Raw genomic sequence first — 19397 nt, forward strand, 5'->3', positions numbered from 1 at the left:
GTAGGCGATCGATATGCACTACTTCCCGATAGTCCCTTTGCTGATCGTCTTCGCCGTCTTCCTATCCTTTCCGACCTTGCTGGCCGTTTTCTTTTTCTCGCGACGCGTGCAACGGCAGTACGAAGAAATGTCAGCGGCGCTGGCCGCTTTAATCCGCTCCGTGGAGGAGTTGCATCGAGCATTGCGGCCCTTGCCGTCCGATAGGCTCTTGGACCGGCGGATATCCGAACCGACCGAGACGGCGCCGCCGGTGGTTCCGTCTCCCACGTCGCCGGAACGACCGACGGAAGTGCTCGAACAAGAACCGCCCCAACAGGCCGAGGAATTCGTCGAGGCGATGATCGTCGCCTCATCCGCGGAGGGCGGTTCCTCCGCCGACTCCCCCGCGGCGGACTTCCCTTCGGAACGATCCCTCACCGCCTCCGCCGACGCCGGCACCGTGGATACGCTTAAGCGGATCGGGAACTGGTTCCTATTCGGGCAGGAGCGTGCTCCCACAGGCACTTCGATCGAAGTTGCAATCGCCGCCAATTGGCTCCTGCGGATCGGCATGCTGATCCTGGTGCTGGGAATCGCCTTCTTCCTCAAATACTCGATCGATCGCGGTTGGATCGGTCCCTTCGAACGCGTACTGTTGGGCACCGCGACCGGCCTGGCCATGGTGACCGCCGGCAGTTTCTTGCTCGGCGGGCGCTACCGTTTGCTCGCCCATGGGTTGCAAGGCGGCGGAATCGTCGTCCTGTATCTCAGCGTCTTCGCCGCGGCCGTGTTTCTCAAGCTCATCGATCCCGTTCCCGTCGGCTTCTCCCTCATGACCTGCGTCACCGCCTTGGCCTGCTTCTTGGCTCTGGCCTTCGGCAGTCCCTTGACCGCCGTTATCGGAATCGTAGGCGGGTACGCCACGCCGATCCTTCTCCCCAGCGAGGACGTCCAGTTCGTCGCCCTATACACCTATCTCACCATCCTCGGCGTCGGCGTGCTGGGGATATCCGTTCGCAGGAATTGGCCTCAACTGAACGTCTTGAGCTTTTTGGGAACGTACTTTTTGGCAACCGTGTCGCTGATTAGCGGTTACTCGGCCGATTGGTATTGGATCATTCTCTTCTTCTTGACGGTCTTTTTCCTGCTATTCTCGACGATCGTCTTCGTCTCGGCACGATTGCGATCCCGGGCCAATCTATTCGATTTGGGCATGTTGTGGCTGAACGCCTTGTTTTTCTTCGGCCTGGCCGGATCGACCACCCGCTTGTGGCTGGATAAGACCAACAACGCCTCGCAATGGACCGCCTCGATCCCGCTGGGAATCGCCGCTTTTTACTCCGCCCACGTGTATATGCTGCTGCTGCGGCGGAGCAAGGACGCCGTCCTTTTCAACGCTTCCTTGGGATTGGCGGCGTTATTCGTGGCCGTCGCCGTGCCGATCGTGCTGTCCGATGATTGGATCACCTTTGCCTGGGCCGCCCAGTCTCTGGTCATGCTGTGGGTGGCGCTGCGCATCGACAGTCGCTTGCTGCGCTTCGCGACGTGGATTCTGTTCACCATCACGGCGATCCGCTTCTTCACCTTCGACGTCGCCGCGTTGCGCTACGGGACGGAGTGGCTGGGGACGTTAGGGGACGACCTGGGGCGTTTCATTCCGCGATTGACGGCGCTGGGCGGTTCCGTTCTGTGCGTCGCTTTGGCCGCCCGCCTCGTCCTCCGCCGGATTGCGTCGACTTCCCCGAGTTCGTCACCCCCCCGGGCGGATCACGACATGCCGCTCGCCGGTCGCGTGCTGGCCGTCTTGGCGGCCTTGATGTTGTTCGCCTACGCCACCTGGGAAATCCACGGCGCCGTGAAGGCCTACTACGACGGACTGGAAAGCGGCGCCGTGTCGATCTGGTGGTCGCTCTTCGCCATCGCCCTCATCGCCGCGGGCATGTGGAAATCCCAACGCTGGGTGAGGGCCGTCGGCCTGATACTCTTCGCCGTGGTAACCTACAAGGTGTTTTTCCGCGATCTCAGCGAGTTGAACGCCTTCTATCGCATCGTCGCTTTCGTGATCCTGGGCCTGGTGATTTTGAGCGGATCCGTACTCTACCTCCGCTTCAGAACGAACACGGAGCCAAATAGCAGGAACGACGGAGGTGCCGTTTGATGAAGTCTTCCGCGAGTTGGTCGGCGGCGACCATGATCGTCGCGCTCGCAGTCATCGCCGCGGCGTCGACGGCATCGCACTGCGTTGCCGGCGAGTATCGGTTTGCGCGATCGCTTATCTTGCCCGAGATCGAGGAGGGGGGAATCGCCCTCGTTTCGGTGACGCTCCCCGATGACGTTTTCGCCGCGACCGAGGACGACTTCGCCGACCTCCGCATCCTGGACGCCGGAGGACGCGAAATTCCCCGGATCGTTCGCAAGGCTGTCTCGCCGAAGGACGTGACGGTCCGCCGGTACGCGACGTTATATCCCGGGGCGTCGGTGAATCTCATTCCGCATTCGGATGGGGAACTCGAAGTCGTCTTGAAGGTCCCGGACAATCATCCGCCCGTCGAAGGTCTGCGGATCGGAACGCCGCTGAAGAACTTCGAGCAAGCCGTCACCGTCTTCACGAGCGAGGATGAAAAGGATTGGCAACCCTTGGTCGAAGATGCCGCCGTCTGCGATTATTCGCAGTGGATGGACGTCCGGCATGCGGATATTGCGTTCCCACGCCCCGCATCGCGCCATTTGCGCATCGTGTTCTCCAATCCGTCCGTGGAACGAGAGAGGGAGTGGCGGGATGTGGTGCGACAACTCCGCGACGGCCAAGAAACCGGACGGACGGAAGGTACTCGGATCGAGCGGCAAGCCTTCCGGATCGATCGCATCGAATCGTGGCAAAACGTCGTGGAAACGGGCAAAGCCGAACCGCTTCAACGTGAGGTGACGCCGGACGAGTTTCGCGTGGAATCGGACCGATCTCGCAAGGCCACCGTGGTCACCCTCAAGATGGGGCGACGTCCCTTGGCGGGGTTGCTCGTGCAGACGGAGGATCGGAACTTTCGCCGGAGGGTCACGGTGGAAGTCCCTCAGCGGACTGCAACGGGGCGAGGGTGGCAGGTCGTCGCCGACGATTCCATCGTCCGTTTGCGATTGCCGGGCTACCTGTGGGAAGACCTAACGATCACGTTCCCCGAGCAGCGGGCCGAGGAATACCGAGTGACCATTCACGACGGCGACAACCAACCGCTCGCCATCGCGGGGATTCGCGGCGTCGCGTTCGTCTATCAAGCCGTTTTTCTCGTTGAGGAGACGAGCAAACCCGATCGCGATTACCGCTTGTGCTACGGTGACGAATTCGCCGACCGACCGGACTACGACACTACCGCGGTGCAGGCGGCATTGTCGCGGCGCATCACGCCGGTGGAAGCGGAAGTCGGTCCCGCGGAACCCTTGGCCGTGACCCCGAATCCCCTCCGGCGACTTACCAAAAACGTGGATACCGCCGCCATCCTCATCGTCGTGGTTCTGGTCTTGGCGGCCGGCATGGGCTGGAGTCTATATCGGGCGGCCAAGCGGCATCCGGCGTCGCCCGAGGAATGACGCGCTGCGAATCGCCCGCGAACCTTTCGTGATCAGCTTTCCCAGACTCACCGACCGACGACCGTTGCGGAGAGAAACGCCCGAACCGCCGTCATTCCGCTCTCCGGGACGGCAGGCGGCGCTGGCAACGCGGACAAAAGAACGTCGATCGCTGTGCCAGAACGACGCGTTGAATCAGTGCCTTGCCGCATTGCAAGCACGGTCGTCCGTCCCGGCGGTACACCAAATGGCGATCTTGGTAGCGTCCCGACTCGTTGCCGGGCGTTCCATAGGTCCCGTCTTTCAAGGTGGACCCCTGTAGCGCCACGGCCTCGGTCAGCACCTCGCGGATTGCCTGGTGCAACCGGCGCCACTGCTGCGGCGCGAGACGTGCGCACGGTTCGGCGGGATGAATCTTCGCCCGATGCAAGGCCTCCGAAGCGTAGATGTTGCCGATTCCCGCAACGGCCTTTTGATCGAGCAGCGCGGATTTCACGGCGGTGCGGCGCGAGGCCAATCGGCGGCGGAGAGTGGGGGCATCGATCTCAAGGGCGTCCGGACCGATTTTGTGCGGCCCCAATTCGCGCCGCCACGTTTGCTCGTCCATCAACCACACCACGCCCAATCCGCGAACGTCGCGGAAGATCACCCGCCGCATGGGTCGGTCCGCCGCGCGTAAACCGGATTGTGAGGGCGACAAGGCCGAGGCATTCGAGACGGCCTCATCTTGTTCGGTCGGCAGAACATCGAGAATCAAGCGCACGTGCGAAATCGGCGCGGCGACGTCGAGGAACAAGCGCCCCGTCATCCGCGGTTCCAACACCAACCGCCATCCGCCATCCAGGACGAAGACCACGCGCTTGCCGACCCGGCCCACCTCGAGAATCCGACGACCGCGCAGGATCCGCAGCACGGTGCGGCGGTTGGGGCGAAACGTGATCGGTTGCAGCGAACTCCGCGGGACCGCGGCGGAAACGATGCGACCGCCGACGATCGGCAGCAGTCCGCGGCGCATGGTTTCGACTTCGGGCAACTCCGGCATGGCGGATCAGGCTTGCGAAAGACGGACGACCACGTCCTTGGCCGCGGCGTATTGATCTTCCAGCGCCCGAAGCGACTCGCGCTCCTTTTCCACCACCGCCGACGGTGCGCGACTGGTGAATCTCTCGTCGGCCAGTTTGCGGCGTTTGGCGGCGATCAAGGATTCCAACTTCGCCATTTCCTGCCGTTTTCGGTCTAGTTCCCGACGTCGCTCCGCTTCGTCGAGGATGACGCGAACCTCCAAGCCTTCCCCGACATGAACCACCGTGGCCAGTTCACCGGGCTGGGGCGGACGGTAGCCCAGTATGACGGCCCCCGCCATCGTGCCGAAATACGGCGTCATCGGTTCCAATAAACGCCGAACCGAGTCATCGGCCGACATCAGCACTTGGAGTTGCGCAGCGGGCGGAAGGCCGTTCCGCATCCGATACTCGCGGAGGGCGCCGAGCACCTCCTGGAACCGCCGGAAACGGGCGGCGTTCTCGACGCTTTCATCTTCCTCGCGGACGGCGGGCCAGCATGCGATCATCACGCTCTCGGCCGCCTCCGTCGGTGCGGGAAATCCCCGGTGCGGGGCGTACGCACGCAGCAATTGCCACACCTCCTCCGTCAGGAAGGGCACGAAGGGACTGAGCAACCGCAGCAGCACGTCCAACACGTGAACCAAGATGCGCTGCGCGGCCGGTCGCGTTTCCGGGTTTTGCAGTCGCAACTTGACCATCTCCACGTAAAAGCTGCAAAACTCGTCCCAGGCGAAGTCGTACAAACAGCGCGCGGCCTCGGAAAAGCGAAATCGTTCCAAGGCCTGCGTCACGGTCCGCGTCACGGTCGCGAGGCGTCCCAGAATCCAACGATCCTCCAGCGGCAGATCGCTCGGCGACGTCTCGCCCGGTTGGTAGCCCTCCAGGTTCATCAACACGAACCGCGAGGCGTTCCACAGCTTGTTGCAAAAGTTGCGGGCCAATTCGAATCGCTCGCTGACAACCGGACCCCGGGGCAGCGCCTTGTCCTCCGGCTTTTCCGCCCATTGCGTCGAAAAGGTTTGCTTGCATTTGGGGCAGGTAATGCGCGGGCGCACGCGGTTCTCGCGCGTCTGCTCCAAAAGGTGCTCGCAGTGCGGGCACTCGAAGCTGACCGGCATGCGGATGTCCTGCGTTTCGGTGGTCAAATACGCCAGACCGAAGCGAAGGGCATCGGCGCCGAATTTCTCCATGACGTCCACCGGATCGACTCCGTTCCCCTTCGACTTGGACATCCCCTCGCCGTAACCGTCGAGGATCTTGGGGTGGATGTACACGTCGCGGAAGGGCACTTCGCCCACGTTGTACAGTCCGGCCAACACCATACGCGCAACCCAAAGCGTGATGATGTCTCGGCTGGTGACCAGCGTGCTGGTGGGGTAGAAGTAGGCCAACTCCGGGGTTTGCTCCGGCCACCCCAGCGTGGAATGCGGCCAAAGCGCGGAACTGAACCAGGTATCGAGGACGTCTTCCTCCCGCCGCAAGGTATGGCCGGGGACGGCATCGTCCGGCAATTCACCGTCGCGGAGACAGATCAACCACCGCGAACCGTCCTCGTCGCGGTACCAGGCGACGTCGTCGCGCCCGGCGAAAGCACGCCGCAGGTCCTCCTCATCGGCGGTTTCGCAATACCAAATCGGAATGCGGTGCCCCCACCAAAGCTGGCGACTGATCGGCCAATCGCGCTTCTCGCTCAACCACGCCAAATAGCCTTGGGCATACCGGGCGGGCGTGATGCACACGCGACCGTCCGTCACGGCGTCCATGGCCGTCTGCGCCAAGTGCTCCATGCGGACGAACCACTGATCGGTCAGGAGCGGTTCGATCGGCGTCTTGGAGCGATCGGAGTGCGCCAATTCGATCAGGCGATCCTCGATCCGCTCCACAAGCCCCAACGATTGCAAATCGGCGACGACGCGCTCCCGGGCTTCGGCAATCGTCAAGCCGTGGTATTTCCCCGCATTTTCGTTGAGCGTCCCGTCGGGGTTTAAGATATTGACCATCGGCAACTCGTGCCGCAGACCCACCTCGTAGTCGTTGGGGTCATGCGCGGGAGTGATTTTGACGCAACCGGTTCCCATCTCGGGTTTGGCCCAGGCATCGGTGATCAACGGGATCGGCCGGTTTTGCAGGGGGAGCATGACGCACCGTCCCTCGAGGGCCATATCGCGGAGTTTCACCAGGGTCGGCAATAGGTTTCTCCGTCTTTCGCGAACGTCCCGGAGTTCGGCCTCCAGCGCCGGCCTTTCCTTTTCGGGCGCGTTTTCGCAACGTGCCGACAACTCTTTTTCGGCGGCCTCCAGAGCGGCCTCGGGATCGGGGTGGACGGCTACCGCAGTGTCGCCCAGCATGGTTTCCGGCCGGGTGGTCGCCAGCACAACGTATTGCGGTTCATCCGGGCGGGGATCGATCACCGGATAACGGAAGTACCAAAAGTGCCCCGGCACCGGTTCGTGAAAGACCTCGTCGTCGGCGACGGCGGTTTGCAACAGCGTATCCCAGTTCACCAAGCGCCGACCGCGATAGATCAAGCGATCGCAAAAGAGTCGGAAGAACGTATGCCGCACCGCCCGGGCGCAGATGGGATCCAGCGTAAACCGCGTGCGTCGCCAATCGCAACTGCACCCCATTTTCTTCAATTGGGAGAGGATTCGGGCCTCGTAGGCGTCCTTCCACTGCCAGATTCGCGCCACAAGCCCTTCCCGTCCCAAATCGTGTCGGGTCTTGCCCTCTTCGGTGAGGAGTCGGCGTTCCACGACGGCTTGCGTGGCGATGCCTGCGTGATCCGTGCCCGGCACCCAAAGGGCGTTATAGCCCTGCATGCGTTTCCATCGGATGAGGACGTCTTGAAGCGTGTTGTTGAGCGCATGCCCCAAATGCAGCGCTCCCGTCACGTTAGGCGGCGGGATCACGATGGTGTACGGTTCGCGGTCGGGGTCGGGATCGGCGTGGAAATACCCTTGGCGTTCCCAGAAGGCGTACCAACGAGTCTCGGCGGTCTTGTGATCGTATTGCTTGGGAAGCGTGCGCCCGTCTCCGCCGGCCGCTTCCTCAAACTGAGACGCTGTTTGCGACATAGTCCGCGACCTTCCTTTGCGATTCCCGCTCCTCGTCTTTGCAGAGCTTGTATTCGTAACTGTCGGCCAGGGCGATCCAACTGGCCTCCACGATGTTCTCACTGACGCCCACCGTGCCCCAGGAGTCCGTGTCGTCACGGCTCTCGATCATGACGCGAACTCCCGCCGCCGTGCCCGCTTCGGAATTGATCACCCGAACTTTATAGTCCACCAACTGCATTTTGGCCAGATTGGAGAACGTGCCGTTGAGGGCCTTCCGAATGGCGGCGTCGAGCGCGTTCACGGGACCGTCGCCCTCGGCCACCTCGTGCCGAATCTCGTTGCCCACCCGAATCTTCACGGTAGCCTCGGTGACGATCCGCCCGTCCGACTCGGTTTCAATATTCACACGGTACGCGATCCGCTCGAAGTGCGGCCGAAACGTGCCTAGGCATTGGCGCACCAACAGATCGAAGGATCCCTGCGCGGCCTCGTACTGATAGCCGGCGTGCTCCTTGGAAACGACCTTGGCCAAGATTCGATCCATGGTCTTGGCATCGTGCCGGAGGTTGTAGCGGGCCGTGGCCGCCGTAATGTTGGATCGCCCCGACAATTCGCTGACCAAAATCCGACGCTCGTTGCCCACGGATTCGGGAGCGATGTGCTCGTAGCTGGCGGTGTTTCGGGCGATGCCGCTGACGTGCATACCGCCCTTGTGAGCGAAGGCGCTACGGCCGACGAACGGCTGATTGTTGCGGTAGGGCATGTTGACCGTTTCATACACGAATCGCGAGACCGCCGTAAGCTGACGGAGTGCCCCCTCGTGAAGAACCCGGTAGCCCTTCTTCAACGACAGATTGGCGATCACCGAAATCAAATCGGCGTTGCCGCATCGTTCGCCGAAGCCGTTGATCGTGCCTTGCACCTGCGACGCCCCGGCATCGACCGCCGCGAGGGAATTGGCTACGGCCAGGTCGCAATCATTGTGGCAGTGGATTCCGATCGGGACGGAAAGGCGATCCACCACCGTGCGTGTGATTTCGGCCACCTCCTCCGGCAGGCTGCCGCCGTTGGTATCGCACAGGACGACCATGTTCGCCCCGGCCTCCGCCGCCGTCCGCACCGCTTCCAGAGCGTAGCCGGAGTCGTATTTGTAACCGTCGAAGAAGTGTTCCGCATCGAAGATCACGTCGCGACCGGCCTGGCGGAGAAACGCGACGGTTTCGGCAATCATCATCAAGTTTTCTTGCCGGGTGGTCTTGATGACTTCCTCGGCCTGAAACGCCGAAGCCTTTCCGACGATCGTCACGACCGGCGTATCGGCCTGCAACAGGGAAGCCAAGCCCGCGTCTTCGGCGGCGGACAACCCCTTGCGGCGGGTCATGCCGAAGGCGGCGACGCGACAGCAGTTCAGATCCAGGTCCTTGGCCTTCTGAAAGTATTCGAAGTCTTTCTCATTCGAGGCGGGATAGCCGCCTTCCACGAAATCGACACCCAGTTCGTCCAATCGCCGCGTGATGAGGATCTTATCGAACGTGGAAAAAGAAACGCCTTCCCCTTGAGACCCGTCACGAAGCGTGGTGTCGTAGATTTGGATGCGACGCATGGCATTCCTCGAATGGGAGAACGGTCCGCCGACGGTCACCGCGACCGAGGGGGATAGTCCCCGGCCTAGCTCGCCGACCGCGGCAAAGCTTTGGGCAAAACAAAAAACCCCGGGCCGCTTTTGGGACCTCGGGGCTTCGTTGGATTTGTAATCGGATGTTCGCCGACGCCCTCGCGGTCCCCGGTCATCCAATAATCGCAATAATGCCGCCGACGCCGAACGCGCCGCCGATTGCGATCAAGTAGGCTGGGTGAACCGCCGAAAGCATCGTACCACTCCAAAGTGCATAACTTCTTAAGACTACGCCGCTTACTTTGCGGTGTCAAGGGCGACCCGGCCAACCGGGAAAGACGCCTCGCGGTAGGCTGCAACCCTCCAGCATAAGGGACGTCGTCTTTGGAAGGCCTCCGATCGTTCGCATCTGCGCGAACTACCGCGCGGCCTTGCCGCTTCTCAATCTCATCGGCCTCTCCCTGAAGATTCCACGGAACGATTCCGTTTGTGAGGCTTGAAGCAGCCGCGCGGATCGAGCGTCCGCTGGCCTGCGTGCCTCACGGCAATCCTGAGCCTGCACAACGGAACGATCCTATCGGAATTTCGGAAAAATCTTCCGCTTGGGTATTGCATACACAAAACAGGATGCTAAACTCATCGTTATGGGAATTTGACCCATAAATGAGTTAGAACTTAAGTTTTTCGTGGGAAATTGGCCCAATAAAACACGGAAGGGATTCCGGTCGCCGTGTTCGATCATTGACTCCTACGACGACCGCACATGTTGCACGACGAAGCCTTCATCATCGGCGAGTTTCCCCGCACGATCGACGATCGCTTTCGTCTGTCCCTTCCGAACGAGATTGTGGAACCGCTGGCCAAGGACGCCGAGGAGTTGGTTCTCGTCAAGGAGCGCCGCGGTTGTCTGAGTGCGTGGAATCCGAAGGTCTGGGAGGCGCGTTGGCAAGGCGGCATCGACCTGATTCGGCAAAAGATGCGGTTAGGGCGTCTGGAGGGCCGAATTCAGCACGTGCAGCGCTTCGGCCGATTGCTTTCCAGTCGGTACCGCACCGTGGCCCTGGCGCAGAGAGGACGACTCGTCATCCCCGAGGGTTTTCGCGAATTCCTGGCGGTAGAGCCCGGCGGAGAGGTGATGGTCGTCGGGGCTGCCGTCTGCGTGGAGCTATGGCATCCCGAACAATGGCGGAGTTATTTAGAAACCCAAATGCCCAAGTTCACCGCCCTGTTCCAACAACTTTCGGAATGAGATCGGTCCCCGCCGACCTCGCGATGGCGAAGGGACGGAATAGTTTTGCGGAGGATGCCCACAAGGAGCAGTGGGCGCGGTAGTCCCGATACGGAAGGCGGGAATCGCGGAACGGCTTCCGCACGGCCCATGAGGGGTCGCGCCCGGGCGTCGGGCGCACGAAACGAAAGAGTGTACGGAGGCGGCCGACGCAGCCGATTCAGCCTGATCGCTGAGTCGCTCGGCGGAAAAGAACGGATTCCTGCGTCTTCACGGAGGGCGGCCGGTTTCGGCTGAAATCCAAGGGAACGGACGCCGTGCCGTGCCCGCTTGCGGCGATGTCTCTCACCCGGTGCGAATGTGTCACCCGAATCGCTAGGTTGAAGAGGCCTCCACGGATGGTTTGGGAGTCAACCGTGGATGATTCCGAACGATGGGTCCGCAAAGCGGGCACGGCTCTTTTTTTTATCGGAAGATCACGCTTTCCGATTCAACACGCCGGCCGTGCCTGACACAACCGGCAGATAGCTTTTCCTCGTCCCGACCGATCCGGTCGGCTACCGAATTCGCACAAGCCTGCCTCCGCTCTCAGAACGGTGAGAGCCTGTCGCACCCAGGGCTTCGCGTTTTCGCGCAACCGAATCCCTGCCGTTACGGCGTCCGCCAGCGGGACGCCTGCCCGGCCTGTCCGGCCCCCCGCGACCGCACGATCATGCGCGGTGGAACGAGTCGGTATCGCTTTTCGGGGCGCTGCCCGCCGGGGAATCCTTCGGCTCCATGGGCGCATCGGGAGCGTCCGCCGGTTCGTCTTTCGGTTGCGTCTCGGGTTCCGCCTTCTTCTCGCCGTCGGGCGGCGAATCCGGCGCGGATTCGTCCGGCGTCTCGTCGGTCGGTTCCAGCGGTTCCTCGATCAATTCGCGGACCGGTTCGTTGCGTTGGTAACTCTCCAGTTCCTTTTGCAGGGCCTCTTTTTCGCTTTCCGATCCCAGTTCGACGGCTTTTTGCGACCATTTTCGGGCGTTTTCGAAATCCCCGGTCTCGGCATAGGCCGCCGCCAAAGTGCTGAGGATATGTGCCGCCTTATACTCCGTCAATTCGCAGGCCTTCTGCGCCAACTCCAAGGCCCGTTTTCCGTCGCGGATCTTCTCGTCGGGCGAGGTGGCCAGCACCCAGGCTAGGTTGTTGAGCACGCCGCTGTCATTCGGATCGACCTCCAGGGCCTTTTCGTAATCCGCGATGGCCTCTCCGTGTCGCCCGAGAGATAGCAGCGTATCGGCGCGTCCGCGCAACGCCGCCACATTCCGCGGTTCGACCGCCAAGACCTTGTCGAACTGCTCCAGGGCCTTGCCGTGACGCTTTTGGATGGAATAGAGCAGGCCGAGTTGCAGGTCGATGGAAGGCTCGGCCGAACCCTGCTGGCGAACCTGTTCCAAATCGCGGACGGCTTGGCTCAATTGCCCGCTGCCCGCCAAGATCGCCGCTCGAAGTCTCAGCAAAGCCGGGTTGTCGGGTCGCAACTCGAGCGCCCGGTTGACGTCTTTCATGGCCTCTTCGCTCTTGCGCAATTCCTGCAAGACCGCCGCGCGAATCATCAGGACGGCCACGTTGCGAGGCTCCATCTCGGCGGCTTTGTTGAGATACTCCAGGGCCTTTTCAAAGTCGCCGCGCACGCCCGTAATGCGACCGCGTTGGAACCACGCCGCCGCGTTTCGCGGGGCCGCCTCCTCGATTTGGTCGGCGACGGCCATGGCGTCGTCAAAACGTTTCAGTTCCAACAAGGCGTCGATCTTGGCCTCCAACGTGGGAACATGTCCGGGAGCCTTGTCCAAAGCCTTATCGAAATCGGCGATCGCTTCCTCGGCCTTATCCAGCGCCAACAAGGCGGCGCCCCGCGCTCGCAGTACCCGCGGGTCGTCCGGCTCCAGGTCCAGCAGGCGGTTGAGATCGTTCAGTTTCTTTTCGGTGTCGTCCGTCAAGTCGGCTCGCAACAATAGTGCCTGCACCAAAAGCCGACGATCGTCTCCCGCCTTTTCGACGGCCTGATTCACTGCGTTTCTCGCCTCCTCCAAATCGCCGTTGGGCAAAACATTCAATCGGGCGAGCATCAGCCACGCCTCGGCCTGTTCCGGATCGACCTCCAACCCCTTTTTCAAATCTTCCACGGCCATTTTGCGGAAGGTCGGCCAGTTGTTGTCGATGGGCAGCGTACTCAGGACCGTCTCTCCCACCAACAAGCCCCGTTGGAACCGCGTCGCCCCCAACAATTGCTTGGCGAACTCGGCATTCGCTTCGTCCAGCCCCTTCTCGATCGCGCTCTCGCAGAGGCGGATCACTTCGCCCAGATCGCTGAACGTCGAGGCGTTCAACTTCAGTTCGATCGCCTTGTCGAGATCGGCTTGCCCCGCCCCCGGGGAAGCCTTTTCGGCCGAGCCTGCCTCCTCGGCGATCACCACACTCCGCGAAGGGTGTACCGCAACGAAGAATGCCGTCAATACGAACGCGGCGAAGGTTCCGCGCAAGATTCCCCGCCAAAACGCGTTTCCGTTCCGTCCGATCATCATCGAACTCCTGGAGTAAATCGATTGCTGGAAAGAGGTGATGTGCAGGTATGCCGCCAAACGCGACCTTCACGATTCGGCTATATCATTGTCTCTCTCGTGTTGGGGGTCCGGCAAGTCCAAGTGCCGCCGCGCACGAACCGTCGCGGTCCGTCGACGGAGGAACGCACCCATTGTTACTGCGGGGCGTCGGGATTCGCGGGCGGCTGAGCCGCGCCCCCGGCGTCGGCACCGGGCGGAACCCCGGCATCTGCCGCTGCCGCTTTGCCGTCCGGCGGCGCCGCGACCGGCGGACCGTTGCCGTCTTCATGCACTTCCCCCGGCGCCGAAAGCAAATAACCTCCCCAGAAAAAGGGATTTTCCATCCGCAACGGCTGATCGGGCGTCTTCTTCTGGACCCGAGGTTCCTGCGCGGGATCCAGCGGCGCACTCATAATCAGCAACACGGCCCGCCGGAACGCCTCGGAGACCCCTTGCTCCGCCTGTCCTTGCAAAAACTCTCGCACCATGTTCAGGGAACTTTCACCGCCGGTCCGCCAACGGCTAATGACAACGGTTCGCGTGCCGCAGGCGGCTAATGCCGTGAGCGAAAGGAATATCTCTTGCCCCGTGGGTACTCCTCCCAAACGCTTGAACGCCGATTCGGCCACCGTGTGAAAGCCGGGAGCGACGAAAACCTTGGGAGCGGGCCAGGGCAAGGTCAGCCAGTCGGCCAAGGTATTCCCGCCGGAGCCCAGCGGCAACGGCGCCCAATCCAATGCGGTCGTGGTGTTTTCCAGATCGGCCAGGACGATCAAACGATCGAACAGCGGCGCCAGCACCGCGCCGTTGACGGTGTTGCCGGTACCCGACAAGGGAACGCAGGCGGGCACGGCTTGGGCCAGCACGTCAAAGCGTTTCTGCGCGACCGAGGCATCCTCTTGGGGAAACAGTCGCCCGAGGTATACGCCGGTCCGGGGCTGCACGCCCGGTCCCGGTCCCGGCGTCACCGCCAGTCCGGCGGTCGGGCTGTAACGAATGGGATGCTTGGCTATCAACGGAACCCGCTGATCATCGACTTTCACTTGCAACAACTCGAACGGCACGTGCCACAGCGCCCCGTCGGGCACGATGATCAATTCGCCGAATTCTCCCGCCAAGTCGGCCTTCGATCCGCTAGTGATGGAGTTGAGAATCCCCTCGGCCGTATTCTTCCACGTCGTGTCGGCGGCCTCCTTGATCGAGAATTCTCGATTGACGTCGTACTGCCCCAACTGCTGGAGCAGCGTGGTAAGCTGTCTTGCCACCGGCGCTATGCCTCCGCGAACACGCCACGCCTCGTATCGGTCCTGAGTGTGCAGGAAACCGTAGAGGTCGTTCCCGACGGCGAAGAACGATAGCAACACCGCCCCTTGCGGCAAGCGACGTTGAATCTCCTTGGCGGACAAAATGGGCGGGAAAGGCTCGCCGGCCGTCTCCCGGCTAACCGCCACCGATCGAAGCCCGGCTTCCACGCCGGCATTGATCGCCGTCCACTGATCGAGAGCCTGTCCCAACGCCTGCCATCCGGCGCTGTCCGTCGGGGGAAACGGTGTCGCCCGCAACTGCGCGTAACGCTCCTGCGATTCCCGCACCGCGGCGGCCAGCGTGGGATACTTCCCCAAGACGTTGGTTCGCTCGACGCGGGCGGAATTGCTCAATTCCTCTTCGGGCGCCGCGATCAACCGCCGCACGGCATCCAGACGCCCGCCCAACGGCAGCACGGCCTCGAAACGGTGTCGCTTGGCCCGCTCCGCGATTTCCAAAGCCTCGTCCATCAGATTCCGTTCCCAAGCGATGAGGAACCACTGCTCGAAAAGGGCGGGATGCGGCGTCGCCGTGACGGCCAAACACTCCAAGGGATCGACGGCCCAATCCAACCGACTGGGATCGCGAAGAAGTACGCCGTACAACTCCATGGCGGTCTTGGGGGTAATCGGCCCCCGCATGGTGATTCGTCCGCTCGTGTAGATGGTGGCCAACCGCGACAATTGGAAGAGCCAAAGCGAGCGTGTCCGCATCCCGGTGAGGGCCGCCGACAAAGCCGCTTCTCCGTCCTTGAGGTTGCCGGCGTGAAGGAGCGTGACGGCGCGGAGGAAATTCCATCGATCGGCAGGCCGACCTGCGGCGAGATCGGTCCTCGCAAAGGCCGACTGCGCTTCGTCCAACTGCGCGGCCGCTGCCGACCAGTTTCCCGCCGCCGCCTGCAATTCCGCGGATGACAAGGCCAGCGACGCCTGAACATTGCGGAGTCGCTTGGTGCGCGCCCAAGCCGCGGCGGGCGCCGCCGGCGCATACGGACCTTGCGCGCCGCTCAATAGGTGCGCCAATGCGGCCCAGCGAAAGGCCTCCTCCAATGCCGCCGCGTCGGGGTACACGACCGCCGGGAACGTGGCCTCGTGGAAGAATCCCTGCGCAGCGGCGAAGTCTCCCCGACTCAGGGCCAACCGGCCCAATTCCAACAGGGCGTAAACCGTCATGGGGTGATCGTACTGGCCCGCCGCCGTGGCGGACCGCGTTAGCATGGGAATCGCCTCGTCGATCCGACCGTCGGCCTGCATCGACAAACCCAGCAGCAGGTCGATCCAGCATTGCGACCAATGGTTGGGCGGACCCGGTCGGCGCGACCACAGGTTCAACAGGTCCTTGGTCATGGGATCGACCGGCGCCAATGGCCCCAGAAGCTCCATGCGTCGGCGCATCGCCAAGGCATTGCACCGCAAAATCTCGACGACGTTGATGGGCTTGAGTTTGGCCGGCATGGCGACTCCGCCCTCTTGGAACGCCCTCGCCCATTCCACGTTGCCCAGCAGGATCAGCATTTCATCCGGATAATTAGCGAATCGCGAGGTGCGGGTTCGTCCCTGCCAAGGAACGGACTGAAAAGCCGCCTGCGTGGACGGCGTGAGTTGAGGCGGGAATTGCACGTAGTTGAGCCAGTCGGGATACGCCAACGACAGTTGCAAGGCCGCATTGTAGCTGTCCAAGGCTTGATCCAATCGCCCCATCGCATACAGGGCTTCGCCTTGCATCGTCAGATAGCAGATGGAATCGACCCAGCGCTGAGCGCCCACTCGAATCGCACTGCGATAACAACTCTCGAAGTTTCGCAAGGCGTCCCGAACTCGGCCCTCTTGCAACATCACGATTCCGGCGTAATACAGCCCGGGCGGAATGCGGGTATCCGCGGCCACTTGGGCGGTCGCCGAACGCGCTCCGCAGGAGCACAGTAGGACGAAGACCAGCGTCCAACAAAAGGCGTACCTAATACGCGGGGTCGGCCCGCACCTTCGCCGAAGTCCGGCACTTCGGAGTGCGCAACGAAACGAATTCCTCTGAAAACCCAATCGCATCACGACCGACCGCGGCATGCCATTTCCTCTCGACGCTCGAAACACATCATGCGAAACCTGAATCCTTTTCGCGGACAATCCGCCGTGCCGACGCCCGACCGGCAACGATCAATCCGGCGCGACCTCCAGGAACAGCGCATCCAAGGGCGGCAACGTAACGGACGGGCCGACCGTTTGCCCATTGTTGGTTTCGGTATCCTGTCCCGAGGTGCCGGCGATCCTCCGGAAGCGCACGCCGGGGGCGATCGCCGCCAAATCGAATACGACCGCATGCAGCGACGGATTCGCCAAAACGATTCCATGCTCGAATCGCCGGTATCGGGCGTCGGGCGCCGCATGCAAAGACATGTCGTGAATGACCAGTTTTTCGCGACCTTCCAGCACGATTTCCAATTCGTACCGACCGGGCTTCAATCCCCGAAAGTAGAACCCCGAGGTCCAGGGCGTTCGCCCCACCCAAGACCCGTGCTCGGCGGATCGATGCGACAGTCGAACCGGCGCCGATTCCCCGACCCATGCATCGCCCCAGTAGGCGTGGTCGGTCGTGGCGTTGTCGTTCGGGCCGGCGTCGGCGATAAAGCGCAGTTCGAAAGCCCGACCTTCCCCGCTTACCGCAAGCTTTTCATCCAGCGGGATGTCATGGGTCTCCCATCGTGAAGCCACCTGGTTTTGCTCGAACAGGACCGTCGGCGGCCCCGGCGGCGGCGAATCCGTGCCGCTCTCGATGGGCCGAGCTTCCACGCGAAAGACGACGCCGTCGCTACGACCCGGCGCTCGCTCACCCATCCCGGTCGCGAAATGCAAACGCACCCCCGGGGCGACGAAGACGGTAGTCTTCCACCAAACCGATCCCTTCTTGGTCTTGTACGGCGGATGAGCGGCGAAGGCCGGCAGCGTTTGGCCGCCCAGCGTCGTCGGCCCCGCCCAGCGCAGCGAGGCGCCGGTATCCGGATCCAAGAACTTCGGCTCCTCGCCCCGCAATTGCATCACGGCCGAATCCAAGTTTTCCGGGCGCATCAGGTCTCCCGGCGATCGCAAACGAACCGTTACGTATCGAGCCATCGACTCGGGATAGCCGCGCAAAGGGTCCGACGAGGCGGTCATCTGGAAATACAAATCCTCGCCGTCGACTTGCACGTGAATGGTCCGTCCCGTTTGCTCCTGCCCTTCAAGCCCCTCAAGCTCCATCGGGTAGGAAATCGGCGACAATCCCTCCGGTCCGTGTTGCTTCAAAGAAGCCAACAGGTTCGGCGATTCGACCGCGAGAGTCATGCTCGGACCAAGCGGCTTGCCCAACCATCCCAACCGCCGCTCCTTGCCCGCCCAAAACTCGTCCCATACGGCGATGGGGAAGTCCGAGTCGCCCTTCGGCGGAGCGTACGAGTAGCAAATGGCGGAGTCGGTAAATAGGGCCGCCGCGAACGAAAGCCGATGTCTGCCCCACGGCAAGGTTGGTTGGCGGTTTTCGCCCGGGTTTTCGCCGGGGGCGACGAACTTGTGATTGATATAGTTGAACACCGGAGGCCGGGAATAGGCGGCCCAATACCCGTGCCGATTCAGGCCCCCCGACCAATCTTCGATGTCGTGGTCGGACAGGTGCGGAAACCCCTCGCTCTCGATTCCATTGAGAATCCCGAAACCGCGCTGACCTCCGTCCTGCTGCTGGCCGTCGGCCATGATCAACTTTTCGTCCCCCATCCGCCGCCGCAAGTCTTCCAAGAATTGGATGACCCCTAAGCCGTACAGATTGATCCCGTCGAAGATGCCGTCGTCGCCGATGCCGTCGGCGTCGCAGTCCAGCGGCCGATTCCCGCCCCTATGACGGAACGCCAATACATCGAACTCCAGACCATCGAAGGCCGCCAGTTCGCCGCCGGGCGCAAACCGGTCGGCCACGTCCCGGGCATGAACCTGCCAACAAGCGCGGCCCTCCGCGTCTTTCGGGCAACACGTCGCGTAGTTGTAGTACCACAAGAGGTTGGCTCGCCTTCCCCACGGTCCCTCCGTCGCGTGCGCCGCCGCGTATCCCTTGCCCGCCGCGAAAGCGAGCGGTCGCGTCCCGTAGCACCCCCGGCGGACGGTGATCGTCTTATTCTCGAGATCGACGGCGACCAATTGCACCTGTTCGGAGCGGAACCAATTGGGCCGCCCGCTTCCGTCCAACTCGCAAAGACCGATATCCTCGTTCGCGTCCCGATATCGCCCCATATTCACGCGATACAGCGTGGGATCGGCCACGCGGATGATCGTTTCGCCTTCTTCCGCGGGCACGTCGTCCAGAATCTTGGAACCGACGTGATAAAGCCAATGCCCGGCGAAGAATTCCTCCCGTTCGAACCGCGGATCCCGAGCGTTTCCGTTGTAATGGAGCAATACCGCCTGATCGGGATGAAGCTGTTTGAAACGGGTGAAATACGCGATGTTGTCGGGAATCGTGCCGGGGACTTCCTCGTCGAGCGCCTTGCCCATGATGCCCATCAGGCGACTGAAGCAGGCGTCCCAGCGGTCGTAGTCCATCCGCTTTCCGCGGGCGAAGGATTCGGCCTGCCGGAAAAAGAACACGCGAGGGTGATCCCCGATCACGACCGGCAACCGGTTCGGCGGCGGCCCAAGTTCCGCCCCTAGGATCGAGGTCGCAAAGGCAAGGAGCACCGCGCCCGCCAGTCCCATCCGCCATCCGTCGGCCCGTGCGGCCATAAGTCGTTCCTCTCTCCGCCTTCCGTTCCGCGAACTACGGCCCTCGCGGCGGCGTCCTCGGGCGAGGTCGCCGCTCAGCCCCAGCGCCGTTCGATCTCTCTTGATCTTACGTCTGGAAGCGAGATGTTTCCAACGAGCCACGGGTCGAACTAAAGTCGCGCCGCCTGTAATGACGATAACGACTTTGACGATCCTGTGGGTTGCAGGGTTCCGACAGCATGGTACGTCATCGCGCGGCCGGGCGTCTCGCGACGAAACGACGTACAGT

The 19397-nt window shown here is 62.3% G+C and carries 9 protein-coding genes; 3 read left to right on the forward strand and 6 right to left on the reverse strand.

Annotated features, from left to right (window positions below; genetic code table 11):
- Window positions 1-13 precede the first annotated feature (13 nt).
- Complete coding sequence (locus ACYQ6J_RS11490; protein ID WP_460184331.1) at window positions 14-2137, forward strand: DUF2339 domain-containing protein; 2124 nt, start codon at window positions 14-16, stop codon at window positions 2135-2137.
- Complete coding sequence (locus ACYQ6J_RS11495; RefSeq protein ID WP_460184332.1) at window positions 2137-3561, forward strand: DUF3999 family protein; 1425 nt, start codon at window positions 2137-2139, stop codon at window positions 3559-3561. Before ACYQ6J_RS11490 ends, ACYQ6J_RS11495 begins: the two co-directional genes overlap by 1 nt.
- Window positions 3562-3652: 91 nt before the next feature.
- Here ACYQ6J_RS11495 and mutM read toward each other — a convergent pair whose 3' ends face one another.
- From mutM to cimA, 3 genes are read right to left on the reverse strand one after another with little or no spacing between them, the layout of a single operon-like run.
- Complete coding sequence (mutM, locus tag ACYQ6J_RS11500) at window positions 3653-4582, reverse strand: bifunctional DNA-formamidopyrimidine glycosylase/DNA-(apurinic or apyrimidinic site) lyase (protein ID WP_460184333.1); 930 nt, start codon at window positions 4580-4582, stop codon at window positions 3653-3655.
- A gap of 6 nt (window positions 4583-4588) precedes the next feature.
- Window positions 4589-7678: a valine--tRNA ligase gene (locus ACYQ6J_RS11505; RefSeq protein ID WP_460184334.1), complete on the reverse strand. Its 3090-nt coding sequence runs from the start codon at window positions 7676-7678 to the stop codon at window positions 4589-4591.
- Window positions 7653-9263: a citramalate synthase gene (gene cimA / locus ACYQ6J_RS11510; protein WP_460184335.1), complete on the reverse strand. Its 1611-nt coding sequence runs from the start codon at window positions 9261-9263 to the stop codon at window positions 7653-7655. The genes ACYQ6J_RS11505 and cimA overlap by 26 nt, the downstream gene beginning before the upstream one ends.
- 775 nt (window positions 9264-10038) lie before the next feature.
- On the opposite strand from cimA, the gene ACYQ6J_RS11515 reads away from it, so the two are divergent.
- Complete coding sequence (locus tag ACYQ6J_RS11515) at window positions 10039-10524, forward strand: division/cell wall cluster transcriptional repressor MraZ (RefSeq protein ID WP_460184336.1); 486 nt, start codon at window positions 10039-10041, stop codon at window positions 10522-10524.
- Between the two features lie 689 nt (window positions 10525-11213).
- On the opposite strand, the gene ACYQ6J_RS11520 is transcribed toward ACYQ6J_RS11515, so the two are convergent.
- The 3 genes from ACYQ6J_RS11520 to ACYQ6J_RS11530 form a co-directional block, all read right to left on the reverse strand.
- The gene (locus ACYQ6J_RS11520; protein WP_460184337.1) at window positions 11214-13064 is read right to left on the reverse strand and encodes a tetratricopeptide repeat protein; all 1851 of its coding nucleotides are present in this window, start codon (window positions 13062-13064) and stop codon (window positions 11214-11216) included.
- Between the two features lie 173 nt (window positions 13065-13237).
- Window positions 13238-16273 carry a CHAT domain-containing protein gene (locus tag ACYQ6J_RS11525; protein ID WP_460184338.1) on the reverse strand — a complete coding sequence of 1012 codons (3036 nt, stop codon included), beginning with the start codon at window positions 16271-16273 and terminating at the stop codon, window positions 13238-13240.
- A gap of 267 nt (window positions 16274-16540) precedes the next feature.
- Window positions 16541-19129, reverse strand: coding sequence for a hypothetical protein (locus tag ACYQ6J_RS11530; protein WP_460184339.1), 2589 nt, complete (start codon window positions 19127-19129; stop codon window positions 16541-16543).
- Window positions 19130-19397 lie beyond the last annotated feature (268 nt).

The organism is Thermopirellula anaerolimosa, from assembly GCF_054657335.1.